Source organism: Pseudoxanthomonas composti (assembly GCF_004122095.1).
Taxonomy (GTDB): Bacteria; Pseudomonadota; Gammaproteobacteria; order Xanthomonadales; family Xanthomonadaceae; genus Pseudoxanthomonas_A; species Pseudoxanthomonas_A composti.
Genome location: NZ_SAWZ01000007.1, coordinates 74,840 through 90,008 on the forward strand (window position 1 = coordinate 74,840; position 15,169 = coordinate 90,008).

19 protein-coding genes are annotated in these 15,169 nt (G+C 64.3%); 7 read left to right on the top strand and 12 right to left on the bottom strand.

Annotation, left to right across the window (positions count from 1 at the left end; genetic code table 11):
* Positions 1-47: 47 nt before the first annotated feature.
* Entirely contained in the window at positions 48-659 is a 612-nt protein-coding gene (locus EPA99_RS13545; protein WP_206733762.1) for a TetR/AcrR family transcriptional regulator, read from the bottom strand.
* 103 nt (positions 660-762) lie between these two features.
* On the opposite strand from EPA99_RS13545, the gene EPA99_RS13550 reads away from it, so the two are divergent.
* The 3 genes from EPA99_RS13550 (at position 763) to EPA99_RS13560 (ending at position 3,534) form a co-directional block, all read left to right on the top strand.
* The gene (locus tag EPA99_RS13550; protein ID WP_129471768.1) at positions 763-1,767 is read left to right on the top strand and encodes an NAD(P)-dependent oxidoreductase; all 1,005 of its coding nucleotides are present in this window, start codon (positions 763-765) and stop codon (positions 1,765-1,767) included.
* A gap of 957 nt (positions 1,768-2,724) precedes the next feature.
* Positions 2,725-3,198 (top strand): Hsp20/alpha crystallin family protein, encoded by a 474-nt coding sequence (locus tag EPA99_RS13555; RefSeq protein ID WP_129471769.1) that lies wholly within the window; start codon positions 2,725-2,727, stop codon positions 3,196-3,198.
* Positions 3,199-3,216: 18 nt separating this feature from the next.
* The gene (locus EPA99_RS13560) at positions 3,217-3,534 is read left to right on the top strand and encodes a hypothetical protein (protein ID WP_129471770.1); all 318 of its coding nucleotides are present in this window, start codon (positions 3,217-3,219) and stop codon (positions 3,532-3,534) included.
* A 381-nt stretch (positions 3,535-3,915) separates the two neighbouring features.
* Here EPA99_RS13560 and EPA99_RS13565 read toward each other — a convergent pair whose 3' ends face one another.
* From EPA99_RS13565 to EPA99_RS13580, 4 genes are all read right to left on the bottom strand, one after another.
* On the bottom strand, positions 3,916-4,143 hold the full coding sequence (locus tag EPA99_RS13565; RefSeq protein ID WP_129471771.1) for a hypothetical protein: 228 nt from the start codon (positions 4,141-4,143) through the stop codon (positions 3,916-3,918).
* Positions 4,144-4,372: 229 nt separating this feature from the next.
* A complete protein-coding gene (locus tag EPA99_RS13570) occupies positions 4,373-4,819 on the bottom strand; it encodes a hypothetical protein (RefSeq protein ID WP_129471772.1) in 447 nt (148 codons plus the stop codon).
* Between the two features lie 28 nt (positions 4,820-4,847).
* A complete protein-coding gene (locus EPA99_RS13575) occupies positions 4,848-5,789 on the bottom strand; it encodes a hypothetical protein (RefSeq protein ID WP_129471773.1) in 942 nt (313 codons plus the stop codon).
* Positions 5,790-6,079: 290 nt separating this feature from the next.
* On the bottom strand, positions 6,080-7,204 hold the full coding sequence (locus EPA99_RS13580) for an epoxide hydrolase family protein (protein WP_129471774.1): 1,125 nt from the start codon (positions 7,202-7,204) through the stop codon (positions 6,080-6,082).
* Between the two features lie 362 nt (positions 7,205-7,566).
* Between EPA99_RS13580 and EPA99_RS13585 the strand changes: the two genes are divergently transcribed.
* Entirely contained in the window at positions 7,567-8,097 is a 531-nt protein-coding gene (locus tag EPA99_RS13585; RefSeq protein WP_129471775.1) for a hypothetical protein, read from the top strand.
* 136 nt (positions 8,098-8,233) lie between these two features.
* Here EPA99_RS13585 and EPA99_RS19080 read toward each other — a convergent pair whose 3' ends face one another.
* From EPA99_RS19080 to EPA99_RS13600, 3 genes are all read right to left on the bottom strand, one after another.
* Complete coding sequence (locus EPA99_RS19080) at positions 8,234-8,356, bottom strand: hypothetical protein (RefSeq protein ID WP_277751647.1); 123 nt, start codon at positions 8,354-8,356, stop codon at positions 8,234-8,236.
* Between the two features lie 76 nt (positions 8,357-8,432).
* Positions 8,433-9,299 (bottom strand): SDR family oxidoreductase, encoded by an 867-nt coding sequence (locus tag EPA99_RS13595; protein ID WP_129471776.1) that lies wholly within the window; start codon positions 9,297-9,299, stop codon positions 8,433-8,435.
* A gap of 13 nt (positions 9,300-9,312) precedes the next feature.
* A complete protein-coding gene (locus EPA99_RS13600) occupies positions 9,313-9,795 on the bottom strand; it encodes a MarR family winged helix-turn-helix transcriptional regulator (protein WP_129471777.1) in 483 nt (160 codons plus the stop codon).
* Positions 9,796-10,065: 270 nt separating this feature from the next.
* On the opposite strand from EPA99_RS13600, the gene EPA99_RS13605 reads away from it, so the two are divergent.
* Positions 10,066-10,929: a hypothetical protein gene (locus EPA99_RS13605; RefSeq protein WP_129471778.1), complete on the top strand. Its 864-nt coding sequence runs from the start codon at positions 10,066-10,068 to the stop codon at positions 10,927-10,929.
* 262 nt (positions 10,930-11,191) lie between these two features.
* Here the strand turns inward: EPA99_RS13605 and EPA99_RS13610 are convergent, their stop codons facing one another.
* Complete coding sequence (locus EPA99_RS13610; RefSeq protein WP_129471779.1) at positions 11,192-11,614, bottom strand: Dabb family protein; 423 nt, start codon at positions 11,612-11,614, stop codon at positions 11,192-11,194.
* 330 nt (positions 11,615-11,944) lie between these two features.
* Here EPA99_RS13610 and EPA99_RS13615 point away from each other — a divergent pair, with 330 nt between their 5' ends.
* Complete coding sequence (locus EPA99_RS13615; protein WP_129471780.1) at positions 11,945-12,457, top strand: hypothetical protein; 513 nt, start codon at positions 11,945-11,947, stop codon at positions 12,455-12,457.
* 305 nt (positions 12,458-12,762) lie between these two features.
* Here EPA99_RS13615 and EPA99_RS13620 read toward each other — a convergent pair whose 3' ends face one another.
* Complete coding sequence (locus tag EPA99_RS13620; protein WP_206733763.1) at positions 12,763-12,990, bottom strand: hypothetical protein; 228 nt, start codon at positions 12,988-12,990, stop codon at positions 12,763-12,765.
* Between EPA99_RS13620 and EPA99_RS13625 the strand changes: the two genes are divergently transcribed.
* Positions 12,989-13,552, top strand: coding sequence for a GlxA family transcriptional regulator (locus EPA99_RS13625; RefSeq protein ID WP_129471781.1), 564 nt, complete (start codon positions 12,989-12,991; stop codon positions 13,550-13,552). The two genes, EPA99_RS13620 and EPA99_RS13625, sit on opposite strands and share 2 nt — an antisense overlap.
* Before the next feature lie 75 nt (positions 13,553-13,627).
* On the opposite strand, the gene EPA99_RS18730 is transcribed toward EPA99_RS13625, so the two are convergent.
* On the bottom strand, positions 13,628-14,464 hold the full coding sequence (locus EPA99_RS18730) for a GAF domain-containing protein (protein WP_164978659.1): 837 nt from the start codon (positions 14,462-14,464) through the stop codon (positions 13,628-13,630).
* Between the two features lie 153 nt (positions 14,465-14,617).
* Positions 14,618-15,160, bottom strand: coding sequence for an arsinothricin resistance N-acetyltransferase ArsN1 family B (locus EPA99_RS13635; RefSeq protein ID WP_129471782.1), 543 nt, complete (start codon positions 15,158-15,160; stop codon positions 14,618-14,620).
* Between the last annotated feature and the right edge of the window lie 9 nt (positions 15,161-15,169).

Sequence of the window (15,169 nt, forward strand, 5' to 3'; positions counted from 1 at the left end):
AGCGGACGCGCCCCTGGAGCAACCGGACTCCCCTGCCCCTGTTGCGCTCAGGCTTCGACCTTGGCCACGCCCAGGATCATCGCCGCGAACGTCGCGGTGGCCTCGGCCCGACTCCAGCGCCCCCGGACCGCCGCACCGGCAAGCGCCTCGCCCGCGCCCACCAGGCCCACGCAGCGGCGGCGCAGCGCCTGGGTTGGCCGGCCCACGAATGGCGCCAGGATGGCCACGAACATCTCCACGCACTGGTCCAGCAGCTCCTGGAACACCGCCGCCTTCTCCTGGCTGCCGGCGAGCGCCGCACCGACGGCATGGAACTCGCCGGTGTTGTCCGCCGCGCACTCGATGTAAGCGTGCGCCAGCAGCTGCGCCGTTTCCTCAAGGCTGCGCGTGGTGGATGACATCGCCTCGCGGAACGCGTTCACGCGCTCGGTGTCGATCCAGCGGTAGAGCGCGATCAACAAGGCCGAGCGGGTCGGGAAGTGGTCGTAGACCACCGGCTTGGAAACGCCCGCGCGCTCGGCCAGGTAGGCCAGCGTCAGCTTGTCCGCGTCTTCCTCGCGCACCACGGCCTGGGCAGTGCGCAACAGTTGCCGGTACCGCTCGTCCTTGGATAGCCGGCGCGGGGTCGGGGGCGGCGGGGGCGGACGTCTGGACGGCAAGCGGGAATCTCCAAACCACTCAAGCTACGAATGGTAGCTTTTCTGGCGCGCAGCTGCTAGCTTACCTACCAATCGTAGGTTGACTATGTTTGGAGGAGGCGACATGAACTCGAATCCCGTCCTGCTGATGGGTGGTTCTGGTGCGATCGGGCACCAGACCGTGCGCGCGATGCGCAAGATTCATCCGGACGTTCCGTTTCTGATCGGCGGACGCGACCTGGGCAAGGCCCGCAAGGCCGCCGCGGAGATGGGCGGGGCCGAAGGTGTCGCGCTGGACCTGAAAGCGCCCGACCTGGGACTGGGTGAGCGCCCGGTCAGCGCCGTGGTGGTGCTGTATATGGATCATTCGCTGGCCGGCCTGCGTTTTGCCCAGGCGCGCGGCATCGCCCACCTGAGCATCTCCTCCGGCGTGTTTGAGATTGCACCGGAGATCGCCGCGGTCATGCACCGGCCTGGCGCGGCCCCGGTGGTGCTCGGCTACGAGTGGCTGGTCGGGGCCACCACGGTGCCCACGCTGGAACTGGCAAAGGCCTTCGCGCGGGTGGACAGCATCCGCATCGGTGCACTGGTGGATGAGCAGGATGCCGGCGGCCCCGCGGTCGCGGCCGATTTCGAGCATCTGAACAAGCTGATGCCGCAGGCGCTCAGCCGCCGGGATGGCGCTTTCTTCTGGCGCGAGGGCGATGAGGCCAAGCGCGTGTTTCAGGCCATCGACGGGAGCGAGGTGGAGGCCACGGGCTTTTCCTCGATCGACGTGGTCGGCCTGGCCGCGGCCACCGGCGCGGAAGATGTGCAGTTCGACCTCGCCATGGGCGTCAGTTCGAGCCGGCGCGCGGGAGGTGCGTTCTCCACCGAGATCGTCATCGAGCTCGCCGGGCAGGATCATGCGGGGAATGCCATCCGTACCCGTCACGCGGTCATGCATCCCGGCGGCGCCGCCGAGCTGACCGGGATGAGCATCGCCCTGCTGATCGAACGCCTGACCGGTTTGGATGGCGAGCCCCCGACCGCGCCGGGGCTGTACTTCCCTTATCAGCTGCTGGATGCCGGCCGCTATCTTTCCCGGCTGGAGCACGATGGCGGGATGGTGATCGCCCTCGAGCCCTAGCGGGGCGAATCGGCCCGCTCACCGGGCGCGCGAGCGGACGTCGGCCAGCGCCGACGGCGCCAACGCGCGGGGGCCGATTCCATCCCACAGACCTAACGTTGCCCCCGGATGACCATGAAGATCCGATGCCGACTCACCAGCATCGGATCCCGTGCAGCACGGTTGATCGAGTGAGCAGCCTCTGGCTCGCGCGCGGCTTTTTCCTGGTCTTGCCGCAGCGGCCGCCTCGGTGGACAAGCTTCGCGTTGTCCACCCTACCGTAGGGTGGATGGCGCTCTTCCATCCACCACCGCCGCCAACCGAACAACCCAGGCGTGACACCCCAGCCTTCCAAACACCAAGCCCCACGCATGCACGCCCACCTTGTGCCCTCGCCACAACGGGCCGCCTTGGTGGACAAGCTTCACGTTGTCCACCCTACCGTAGGGTGGATGGCGCTCTTCCATCCACCACCGCCGCCAACGGAAACGCAGGCGTGACACCCCAGCCTTCCAAGCGCATAGCCGCGTCCGGCGACGCTACTCTGCCTTGCCACAACGGGCGCCTCGGTGGACAAGCTCCGCGTTGTCCACCCTACCGTAGGGTGGATGGCGCTCTTCCATCCACCACTGCCGTGTAACCGTCAACCCGCGCTCGGCGGCATGCCAGCCTCAGGCGCCGCGGACATGTGGGAAAGCCGTCCACGTGCGTGCTTCCGCGTCCCCAAAGATGGCCCGACCGCCAGATGCGGCGTCTGCGGTAGCCCCGATCAATCGACATTGGCTTCCATATCCGCACCCCGCCCAGCGCCTACGTAACCCATGCCGGGGCAGACAGGCGCCGAACTCCGCATTGAGGTTGCTGAGCCGTTTTTGAACGGTCGCCAGGAGCACTGCAGAGCGTCTTGAAAACCACAAAGGCGGACCTACTGACAGGCCCGGACGGAATGGCCGTCCCTTGCCAATTGGAGACCTTGCCATGAATGAGATGGTTCGTTATCCCCAGTGGCCCGCCCAGGGTTCGACGAAGGATCCGGTCAAGCAGATCATCGACCGGCTGTTCGAGGGGAGTCTGTTGCAGAGCTCGACCGATGAATCCTCGGTCGTCACCAGTCAGTGGGTCCCGCGCGTGGACATCAAGGAAGAGGCTGACCGCTTCCTGCTGTTCGCCGACATCCCCGGCGTGGATCCGAAGGACATCGAAGTCCAGATGGACAAGGGCCTGCTGACCATCAAGGGCGAGCGCCGCGTGGAAAAGGTGGACGAAAGCGAACGCTACTCGCGCGTTGAGCGTCGCCATGGGGTCTTCCACCGCCGCTTCGCGCTGCCCGACAGCGCCGATCCGGATGGCATCACCGCCTCCGGCCACAACGGCGTGCTGACCATCAGCATCCCCAAGCGCCCCGAGTCCACGCCCCGGCGCATCCAGGTCGGCGCTACGCTGAACTCCTGACCTGGCCGGAGCGCGCCCGTGGACAGGAGCGTGGAAGAGGCCGTGTGCAGCCTGCAGGCGCAGCTGCACGTGCAAGGCCTGGTGCTTCGCGCGTTGGCGACGACCCACCCGGATCCGGCATCGTTGCTCGCAGCCTGGCGTCACAGCCTGGCCGAGGCCGAAGCCGGACCGGCCGCGGGCCCCGCCCACGGCAGCGCCTACCTGGGCGAGCTATGCCGGGCCCAGGCGGAAGACTGGACGGCCGAGCTGGTCGAGCTGACGCTGCCCAGGCTTGAAGCGAGCGGGCCGACGATAACGGCTAGAGGCGTGGCCTCACGGTCGCGCGTCCAGGAGTGAAGTCGAAGCGTCGTCCAAGACGCAAGTACGCAGAATGGGCGGAGGGCCAAAGCCTCCGCCCACTTCGCTTGCCTGCTCTCAGCAGCGCAGCCACAACTCGCACTCGACGACACGTGGGCAATCGCAGCCCCCGGCCCAACGAGTGAACAACCAACAACATGGATCAAGTGCCGCAGTCGGAGCTCGATGCGAATCGGCAACAGCGATCGCCCAGCCGCGGACCTCGACTGCCATATCGCGCCATGGGAGCGGCTTCAGCCACGATGTGCTCTCGCCTTCTCCCTGATCTCGGCAAATATCAGCTCTGAAATTCTGCCGCTTCAGATCGGCAGAAGGCAGCTTCTTGGACAAATCGCACTTTGGCTCTGACCAGTAATGGAACTACTTGCCAGTGCTGCGCGTCTTGATCCCAAGCATGCCGAACACCAGTCCCAGCACTGCGAACGACCAGCGCAAGTACTCGGGCTCGTCTTGCGCCGGGACCAGCCTGAAGTGCACATGCTCGCCCGCGATCCCATCATATGAAAGCGGCAGGAAGCCCGCGAGCGCTGGCCACAGCAGCGCCAGTAGCATTAACGACACCCCGATTATGGACAAAGAGGCTTTCATCTCTCGCTTCCGATAGTGACCGCAACTGAAGTCGGAGCGCCCGACCGCTGTTTACTTGAAAGACGGGCAACTGGTCGGGCCAGCTCGCTCCTAAAGGGAGCGACGCGTTCGCTCGGACCTACCGACAGATCAGGCATTACCCCTCTTTGCTGGACAGAGACCCATCGACTGAGCAGACGACATCGACCACTGCAGCACGATCTTCGCGATCAACCATTGCCGCGCTGACCTACTGATTGCCCATCCCGTTGAACATGACGACGTAGCCGGCGAGATGGACCACATCGTCGAAATCGCTCAGCAGCAACCGCGCCACGCCATCGAGCGCATCCTGCACTTCCGTCGGCAGCGAGTCGGCGGCGCCGGTCCCTCCTGCCAGGCCCAGGATGAGCTTGTCGTCCTGTGGGCTGATGCTCGCCTGGAGGCCCGTGAAGCCGTGCCTTTCCAGCAGCCCCATGATCGAGGCCGAGTGCCTAACCGTTGCGGCACTGAGCCTTGCGCTCAACTGCTGCTTCTCCACGCTGGACAAGTCGCTGACACGCGGCGCTGGTTGGTAGGTGCGCCGCGCTTGAAACATGGCGTCCGGAGACGACTGGGCCAGCACTTGGGCGGTGGCGACCAGCGCGAGTCCTAGCGTCACTGCGACAAACGATGAGACGACAGTGCGTGATGGCATGCAAAGCATTCCTTGCTTGAGAAGTGGATCAGAACTGCCCGCGCTCGACGCCCAGGTTCCAGCGCTCCGGCTTGGGCGACCAGTCGCCCTCGCCCAGCACGGCTTCGAGCAGCCGCTCCAGCGGATAGCCCAGATGCCGCGCGGCGGCCACGCCCGCGTCCTCCATGCTGGCTTCGGCGACGAAGGCCCGGAACGCCGGCTCATCCCGGGCGGCCAGCGCCGTGATCTTCTTGGCCAGGTCATAAGAAAGTTGGTTGCCATCGTCGGTGGCCAGGAACGACTTACCCGACCAGAAGGTCTGGATGCTGTCCGCATTCCAGTACGCCGCATGCCGGGCCACGATCTCATGCGGAAAATACTTCTGCGAAGCCGGCAGGGCCAGCTGCGGGAACATGGTGTGCTCGGTGCTCACCGCCAGGCCCTCGTTCAACCAGGCTGGGATCGGCAGATGCTGCAACAGGCAGTGCGTTAGTTCATGCGCGATCACCGGCTCCATCGCGTCCATGACCACCAGCGGCATCACGAAGTGCCCGTAGCCGGCCCGGATGAACATTCCCGACGACATCGCATACTCGCCGCCTTCGGGGTGGTAGTTGGACACATAGCTGTAATAGTCGTCGTCATCGGCAAACACGATCAGCACGTGCTTGCCGAAGCCCTGTTCCACCGCCAGCGCGCCGAGGCTGCGCCGGATTCTGGCCCGCATGCGCTGGCAGGTCTGCAGCACCACCGTCGCCGGCCGCGCCTCCAGGTTGGACAGCAGCAGGAAGTCGGCCGACTCGGTGACCGTGTAATGCTCGCCCAGCCGCTGGTTCAAGGCCTGCAGCCACTGGTGCGCGGCAGAAGTCCAGTAGACGTGCAGGGCATCGCCCTGCGTATCCGCCGGCTCCCCCTCGGCAATGGACTCCCAGTCGGGGATCGGCATGCTGGCATCCGAATGCCAGTGCATGTCCACAGGCACGCGCGCCATGGGCGTCGTTGGAAGCGCCGCGCGCACTCGCTCCCGCTGATTGGCCCGCCGCACCAGCACAACCGTGAGCACGAAGAACCCCAGCACGCATATCAGGATGCCGAGTGAAATCGCCTGTCCGTGGTCGTCAGCCATTGCGTCGCTTCCTGCTCAAGTGTCCTGATCCGTCGGTTCACGCAGCGCGCCTCTTCCTTGTCGCGGCTCCCGCCCCCCGCGCCCATGGCCGCCCCGTCTTGGGATACTGATATCACCGCGCCTTGCGTAAGTAAACGCGGAAACGGCCAACCCGCTCAGGCGACGCAGGCGATAAACTTCCGCAGATCCGCCAGCATGAGCTCAGGCTGCTCCAGCGCGGCGAAGTGGCCGCCCGCTGGCATCTCGGAGTAATGGACCACGTTGTAGGTCTGTTCTGCGAGCGAGCGCGGTGTTGGCAGGAACACCGGATCGGGAAATGCGGCGATCCCCATGGGCGTGTCGACCCGGGTGCCTGCGGGGAATCGGTTCGAGCCCTCTTCCAGCTGCCCCTGATAGATCCAGGTCGATGTCACGATGGCCGGCGGCGCCAGATACAGCAGGATGTTCGCCAGCAGCGTCTCCTCGTCGAATTTCGCCCACAGATCCGGGCTGCCGTCCCCGCGCTTGGGCAGGTCCGCCCACTTCCCAAACTTCTCCAGGATCCAGGCAGCCGCGCCCACCGGGCTGTCGGCCAGCGCCGCGCCCAGCGTCTGCGGTCGGGTCCGCTGCTGGTGGCTGTAGCCCGACTCCAGCTCGAGGATCGCGTTGCGCCGCTCGATGAGCGCTTTGTCCTGAGGCGAGGTGGGCTCAGTATCCTCGGCGAGGATCTCGACCATGTTGATATGGAAGCCGAGCAGCGCGTCGGGGCGATCATGTGCCATCCAGCTGGCGATGTGCGCACCCCAGTCGCCACCCTGCACGATGTAGGGGGCACCGCCGAACAGCTGCCCCATCAGTCCATGCAGCAGCTCGCCGGCACGGCGCGGCCCGATGATGCCTGTGATCGGACTCGAGAAGGCAAAGCCCGGCAGCGACGGCACCACGACATCGTGCCCGTCCGCCGCAAGCGGCGCGATCAGCGCCTCGAACTCCAGGAAGGAGCCAGGCCAGCCGTGCAACAGCATCAAGGGCGGCTTTGAGCCATCGCCGCGCACATGGATGAAGTGCAGATGCTCGCCTGCGACATCCGTCATGAAGTGTGGGTTGGCGTTGAGCCGCCGCTCCAACTTCTGCCAATCGAAGCGCTCGAGCCAGTAGTCCATCAACCGACGCAGATCGGCCTTGCCCACGCCCGAATGCCACCCGCCCGTGTCCGGGAGCTGGTCCCAGTCGTAGCTGGCAACCTTGGCGGTGATCTTCGCCAGACGTTCTGGGGGGATGGAAATGGTGAAGGGCTGCATCTTCGGCTTCTCCTGCGCGTGCGCTGACCGCCGCAGCGGCTTGTATCGCTCCGCCGCGCGTCACTGTCGGGCGCAGAATCCTTCCAGCTTTGCCGTTGAAGGCGTGCGAAGCCGACACGTCGCGTCCGAGCTCACTTGGTGGCGAGAAAATGTCTGTCCGTCGTCAGCGCACAGCCCCGCTCGCATCGCCCTGGTCGAATGTATGTCGCGCAACTTCCAGTCGGAACGCCCGATGCGCCGGCTGGCACGGATGGCGCTGGCATCGCCTTGCAAGGCGTGGTTCACTTGCCCCGCGTGGTGAACGAGAGCATGGCGGCGCCGACCCACGCAATGCCGATCACAGGCCCAGGCCCAGTTTCGAGATGAAAAGATTCGTTATTGCGATTGCAACCTTCGCCGGGCTGTCCGCCGCGTACGCGTTGTACTCGGCGTATCAGACCACGCAGTTCGTCAGTCGCAAGAAAGTGGAATTCGCTGGATATCGCCTGGAGTACTTTCCCGAGCAGAAGCTTCTGTTCCTGCACGCGCCAGACGGGAGCAAAGAAGGCGTCCCGCTGGACAGACGGCGCCTGAAGCGGATTTTTCTGAGCATGACCCCGGCATCCGAGAATACGGCCAACACAGATCTGTACAGGTGGAACATCCAGTACATCACGCTGGGGAAGTCCCCGGATGATTGGATCGTTACAAACTTCTCTATCCCCTATTTCTCGGTCGAACCCACGTGGCTCCTGAGCAATCTCAAGAGCGAACTTCCTGAGATCGACACCGCGTTAGCACTACAGCGTGCAAAGCAACTGGAGCGCGAGGACTGGAATCTATGTCCGATCTGGATCGCGCCAGGCGAGAAGGAGCCTGCTCGGGACGAAAAGATCAAGATGTGCAAGCGCTAGCTTGCCGATCATCACCACGGCTTGGCTGCTCCCTGCACGACGCTGCGTAACCGGGACCAAAACCGGGGTCAGAGTGCGGTTTCAGCGGAGCGCAGGCGCGAGAACTGCACTCTGACCCCGGCTTTTTCTTGCCCGATCAGGAGCCCGACGCGGTGAACTGCGCCCTGTGGTCGCGCACGAAGTCGACGAAGCGATGCGGCGGCTTGCCGGTCAGGCGCTCGATCTCGAAGGTCGGATCGATGTCGTGGTGGCCGGCCAAAACCGGGGTCAGAGTGCAGTTTCACCGGAGCGCAGGCGCGGGAACTGCACTCTGACCCCGGTTTTTGCTTGCCCGATCAAGAGCCCGACGCGGTGAACTGCGCCCGGTGGTCGCGCACGAAGTCGACGAAGCGATGCGGCGGCTTGCCGGTCAGGCGCTCGATCTCGAAGGTCGGATCGATGTCGTGGTGGCCCGCCACCACATCGTCGAACTGCACCACCAGGCCCTTGGCCATCCACCGCGCGTTGCCGGTCACGCGCAGGAGGGCGTAGAACAGCGGCGTGGGCAGATCCAGATACCTCACCTTGTGCCCGACTTCTTCCGACAGGTATCCGGCCGCATCCTTCATGTCCAGGGTCTCCGGGCCGGTCAGGAAATAGGTCGCGCCCACATGGCCGCGTTCGGTCAGGACGGTGGCGCCCACGCGCGCGATGTCGCGCGTGTCGACCCAGGAGACAGAGCCCGTGCCCGTCACCTGCGGCAGATATCCCTTGGCAATCGGCTTCTTGAACCACAGGAAGTTCTGCATGAAGGCGGTGGGCTTCAAGAGCGTCCAGTCGATGCCCGCCGCGCGCAGATGGTGATCGATACGCGCGTGCGCCCGGGCCCAGGGCACGGGCGAGCGCACGTTGCCGTCGGACGCGGACACCTTCACGATGCGGCCGATGCCGGCGCGCTTGGCGGCGTCGATGGCCGCGGTTTCCTGCTTGAACTGCTCCGGCGTAGGCGGGGTGATCAGGAACATCGTCTCGCAGCCGGCCATTGCAGCCGGCAGTGTCTCTGGACGGTCGAAATCGCCCAGCACCGCGTCCATTCCGCGCTTGCGGAAGTCCTCGAGCTGCGCCTGCTTGCGGCACATCGCCCGAAACGGAACCTGGGCCTGGCCAAGCAGGCGGCAAAGCTCGCCGCCGATGCCACCGGTCGCACCCGATACCAGGATCATGTGTTGCCTCCTTCTAGTCGTCAGGGTCGTGCGCAGAGGAAGCAGAGGCATGGTCCAGCCACTGGGTGACCATGGCGCTCATCTGCTCCAGGGTTGCGCGCGCGTCCTTCAGCCGCTTGGGCCCGATGCGCTTGGCGATGTCCGCATCGAGCTGGGCGACGGCCTGCTCTGCGGCGGCCAGGGCCCGGCCGCCTGAGCGGGTCAGGACGATGAGCTTGGCGCGGCGATGGTGCGGATTGTCCTGAAACTCCACCATCCCGCGCTCGGCGAGCAGATCGACGATGCGCTGCACTGCCTGGCGCGTCAGCCCCATGTTGCGCGCGATCGAGGCCGCCGGCAGCGGCACGGGGGAGTAGTGCAGCGCGGCCAGGACCTGCCACCACGCACTGGTCAGCCCCAAGGGCGCGACCAGTGCATTGCCGGCCGCGATCAACCTGCCATTGGCAGCGAAGATCGCCAGTGCGAGTTCACGGACGGGGTTGGTCTCGTTGTCCATGCGCAACAGGCTGCCTAGTTGCCAATATGCTGTCAATAAAGAGAGTGTGAAGCGCACCGGCTCGCGCGGATGGCCCCGAGGGGGCGGGGGCTCGGCACGGACGGACGTCGGCAAAGCGCGCACCTGTCGTTGAATTGATGCGTCTTCCCCGTTTCCTGCCGCTCACCTGGCAACAGGCCGGGTCACGCGCATTCATTCGACGGCGATCCCAGACGGCACCGGCTCAGCGCCATAACCTGCCGCGAGACCTGCTTTCAAGGAAGATGGAACATGAGGGCGCTTCTTCTCGTCGCCTGCGTGCTCGCGGTGAGCCAGCCCGACATCGGCAAGTGCCAGGCTCGCGCAACTGACGTATCCCAGCGCGCCGCGGCGCAACGCATCCATCAACAACAGCAGCGTCTCAAAGCGCTGGAACTTCGTGGGAGGGCCAGACACTATGCGAGCCTTCGCCGCGCAAGGCCCGGTCCTAGGCCCTTCGATCTGGCCGTTCCCCAGCAGGGGCCGCCCCGGATTACGACTGACAGCGATTCATCGCCTCAGGCCATCACCGCTGAGACGGCAATCAATCTGGCCGCGCTGGGGTTCGACGCGTCGGATGTCGCACATGCCGAAAAGGCGGGGATCGATCTGGTGAAAGCCGCTCGCCATGTCTTTTCCGGCTCACCGACGGCGCAGGAGCTGGTCCTGCTCGCCGACACCGTAGTTGTCGCCCGCGCAGTCCCTGCAAGTCCGCAATCGCCCAGGCAAGACGGCTTTCTGTCGGAGCTGCGCTTCGAAGTGCTGGAACGCATCAAGGGCACCTCTTCGAGCGGGAGCCAGATCAGTGTCCCGCTGCGCTCCGGCACCAACCCTGACGGGACGCGTCTGAGGGTGACGTCGGAGCCCACTGTCGTCCAAGGCGCAACCTACCTGTTGATCCTTTCCAAGAACTGGTATCAACAGCTTACGGTCGAGTCCGGCAAGAGGCCTTCGACTCCGCCAAGTGCGTCGGTGCTGTCGGTCTATCAGCTGGGCGATGACGGCTCGCTCTTACACCGGTCAGGTGGATCGACTTCTGGCATCGCTCTGCGCTCGGTGACCGAAGTCGCTCATATCCACGAGCGGCTACGTGGGGCGCTCAACGCGTGGGACTGATCAGAAAGGGATCACGGTTCAGTGCCATCGCCCAGCTCTAGCTCGCCTCGGCAACGAAAGGGCAGGTGCGCCTTGCGTGTCGATCCACCCTGCCCTCCATCCCCGTCGAGGCGCCCATCGCGATACAAAGCCAGATCTTCTTTAGCTTGCGCGCTGAAAATCTTGGACAGGACTGTGCGCCTCACCAACGAACCCAGTGCAGCGTGCGGTTTCGACGCCGCGCTTCCAGTACGAATCCGTCTCCGCCATGGTCGCAAGCACGCTACGGCACGACACCCTTGACGTCATACACCACCACCCGTTGCCATAAGTGTTCGCAATCGGCGACGAACTGCTTGTGGATGGGATGGACCTGATAGGCGTTCTGTCCCGCCACATCGTCGAAGAACAGGAGCTCCGAGGCGCTGTAGCTGCCATCCACGACGCCGCGCTGCTCGGTCTGCGCCGGCACGCCGATGTGGATGCCTCGCACGCTGTCGATGCCGGCCAAGGTGCGCAAACCGGCGAGCAGCTTGTCCAGGTCCTCCTTGGAGTCCGGACGCTTCAGCCAGAAGAACACGTGATGCACGATGGGCGGGAAGGCGGCCTTGCGTGTGGGCACGGCTGCGTAAGCGCCGGTTGCAGTCACGCTGGTCGCCAACGCGGTCGCGGCAGCGATGAGATCCCGGCGCGTGCGATCGGTCATGATCAACTCTTCCGTACATGGTCTTGGAGGCAACGAGTATAGGACGGCACTCGCGCTGCCAGCCCGACTCACGGCACTGAAGTCGAAGCGCATCTACTCGGCGCTTCGCTTTACGGTAGAAGCCGTACTCAGACCCCGATTTTTTGTAGAAACTGTACTCTGACCCCGGTTTTTTTAGATTCCGATTTTTCCTGGCATCGATGGGCTCAGCTCTTCGAGACCTGCCGTGTGCAGATTCGGCACATCGCACTGGTGGCACCAGCCTTCCGCTTCTGCCACCATCGCGCGATGGCGCGATGGCGCGAATTGCCCGCCACATCAAGGAAAGACATGGCAAGAATGACCGCTAAAAGCAATTCAAGTCAGAAGCAGAAAGCAATAGAAGACGTGAGGTCCTACTTAGTCATCATTGCCTCGAGCTTTCTTCTGTCTCTTGCAGCCGAGGCCATCGCGAGATCTGGTGCTTCCGCTCATTTTTCGGCACTGACTCCTCATGGAGTCATTCGCGCCTGGATCTTTTGTGCGTTTGCCTACTGCAGCATCACGCCCTTAGCCATCTATCTGACAAGGTCATCACTGTCGAGCTTCCGCCCAAAGCCGGGGCCGCTGTGGACCCGGATGATCTACTTGATGCTCGGGCTTGCAATCTTCCTTCCGGTTTTCTTGTCGCCGGTCCTTTTTCTCAGCTTGGCTTCAGAAAGCGTCGGAAGATCACACCTTGTATATACCTCGCTTACGGGGTCATCGTTTGGACTGGCAGTCACCGGTGGCACGCTCTTCTATAGCGTGGCTGTCGCCATCTGGCTTGTGTCAGGCGCAGTCAAGCATGTATTCAACAGATAGAACGCGATTCACATCGCTCGCCGCCCCTCTTGATAGCAGACGGGAGTCCGCTTTTCGACGACATGGCAGCATAGGGCTTGGTCCTGCTGACTAGCCCGGGCATTTCCCAAAGTTAGGCTGTTTGCGGACGTGAAACATGACAACTCGCGGGCTGGGGCGTCGTCCGCTCCTGGCACGAAGCAGACTTGCAAGCCTGGATGAGCCGACCGGCCGAAGGCGGGTGCGCGTAAAAGACGTTCACTGCACACTGAAGCGTTGACCGGGGTGCACCCCTCACCCGTCACAGGCGCCAAAAGCCTCGGGCTTCAGGCCACCGGTATGGGGTTGTCCACCAGTGACAGATTGAACTGATGCACCATGGCGTGCTCGTTCGGCCCAGGGTTGGCACGTACCGCCGCGATACGATCCACCAGGGCTTCGGTGGTCGCAGTGGACAGCTTTTCCAAGGTCTCCGCGAGGAAGTCGTCAAGCGGCATCGCCCGCGGACCGCTGCTTTTGTAGATCAGGTCCGTATCCACCCACGGCGAGCGCATGCAGCAGCGTCACCCAGACATCCAGGTGGAGGCGGACCGGATTTTTATCCTGGATGGTCCTTACTGGACATCGGCCGGCATGACCGCCGCAATCGACATGGCGCCGGGCACGGTCGAGAAGGATCTGGGGCCGGAAGTGGCCCGCTCGGTCGCGCACCGGCTGGTCATGCACCATCGACGCGCCGGTGGCCAGACCCAGCATTCGGAGTTGCTGGAGCTGGCCCCACGCAGCGACCGCATCCAGCAGGCGCTGGACTATGCCAAGCGCCACCTGAGCGACGCGCTGGGGGTGGAGCATCTGGCCGAGCAGATCAACCTGAGCACGCGGCAGTTCAGCCGGATCTTCACCGCAGAGACCGGGCAGTCGCCGGCGAAAGCCATCGAAGCCTTACGGCTCGAAGCGGCCCGCGTCATGGTCGAACAGGGGCGACTGCCGCTGGACGTCATTGCCCGTGAGACCGGGTTCCGTGACCGGCGCCATCTGCGTGAGGCTTACCTGCGGGGATTTGGCGTGGCGCCGCAGGCGATGCGTCGGCAGTCACGCAGCCGTCTGGCGACCTGAGCGGAATGCCGCACTCACGGTTTCAACATGCGCCTGGCCGCGCAGAACGTCGCTTCAAGCGCGGTGCGCCTGCCGTTATCGCTGATCAGGCTTGCCCAGCAAGCCGCCGACCTGGGTGCCGATCCAGCGCGCTTCGGACTCCACCTGCAGGATGAAGTCGGCGCTGAACACCTTGGGCTCCCTGTCCAACGCGCACAGGGTGCCGAAGAAGGCGCCCTCCGGGGTGATGATGGGAATCGAGAGGTAACTCTCAAACCCGTAGAGGCCGGGCACGCGATGCGTGCTGTACACAGCATCGGCGCTGGCATGGCCGAAGATGACGGATTGCCGATGCTGACGGATCTCGTTGCAGATCGTGTCTTCCAGCACCAGCTGCTGCATCGGCAACATCCCGAAGCCCAGCGAGTCGTGGAAGGCCAACGCGGTCCAGGACCAGTCCGTGACACGCGCCACCGCGGTGAAACGCATCGTGGAGGCGTCATGGAGCCACTGCAGGATGTCCTTCACACGCGGCACCGCGGACAGCAGCTCCTCGTCCACCCACCTGGACAACGGCGCAACCGGTGCAGCTGCGACCGGGGCACGGGAGTTCACGCGATTCCGGACCACCTGATCGGCAACCGTCTCCACCAGGCGCTTGACCGCGTCCGTCAGCGTCCTCAGCTCCCTGCGCGGGCCGATCACGTTGAGCGTCCTGCCCACGACCCTGACGTCCTCGACGTTGTTGTCCGCCTTGAAGCGCTCGACCAGGGACTGCAGCGTCTCCAGCCAGATCGCCGACGGCACGCTATCCAGCGTCGCGCTCAGCACCTGGTTCACCCCGGCACCCGGCATCGCCTGCGCGCCAGGCATATCGAAGCCGACCAGTAGCGGAGACCGCGGGCGGTCCACCGGGGGCGAGTTGAGCTTCATGACCAGCGACGCCCTCGATCGACGTTCATCTTCTACGAATCTTGAGCGAATGAGCCGCCATTAGAGGGGATTTGGCTCTGCGTCACAACTGCCGCCCGCTTCGGGACTACTTACTCATGCCCGCCCGCTCACGCTGCCCCCGGCTCGCCTGGTTTATGCCCCTTGGCTGCCAACTTCCCCATTGAGTGCAGCAGCGTCGCTGCGCAGCAGGCGTTGCCAGTAAGCCACATCCACCCAACGCCCCAGCTTGTGGCCCACCTGCTCGAAGTGAGCGACCTTCTTGAAGGCCAGCGCTTCATGCAGGCGCACACTGCCCTCGTTGGGCAGCGCCACGCCGCCGATGACCGCATGCACATCAAGCACCAATAGCGTGCCCAGAAGCGCGGTGTACAAGGTTCTGCCATGGCCCCGCCCACAGTGCTCCGCGGCCATGTAGATCGTGGTTTCGACCGAGCTCCGATAGGCCTTGCGTGCACGCCATTGCGTGGCGTACGCATATCCAAGCACCTCCTCACCCTCGAGCGCCACCAGCCACGGCAATCCGATGCCCTGCACATCTGCGATCCTTTTTTCCATCTCCGCCGGTGTGACGGGGTCCAGCTCGAAGGTGATGCAGGTGTTGGTGATGTAGTGGTTGTAGATGGCGGCGATGGACGGGGCGTGAGGCGGGCCGGCCGAGACGATGGTGACTGACAAGGGGGAGTC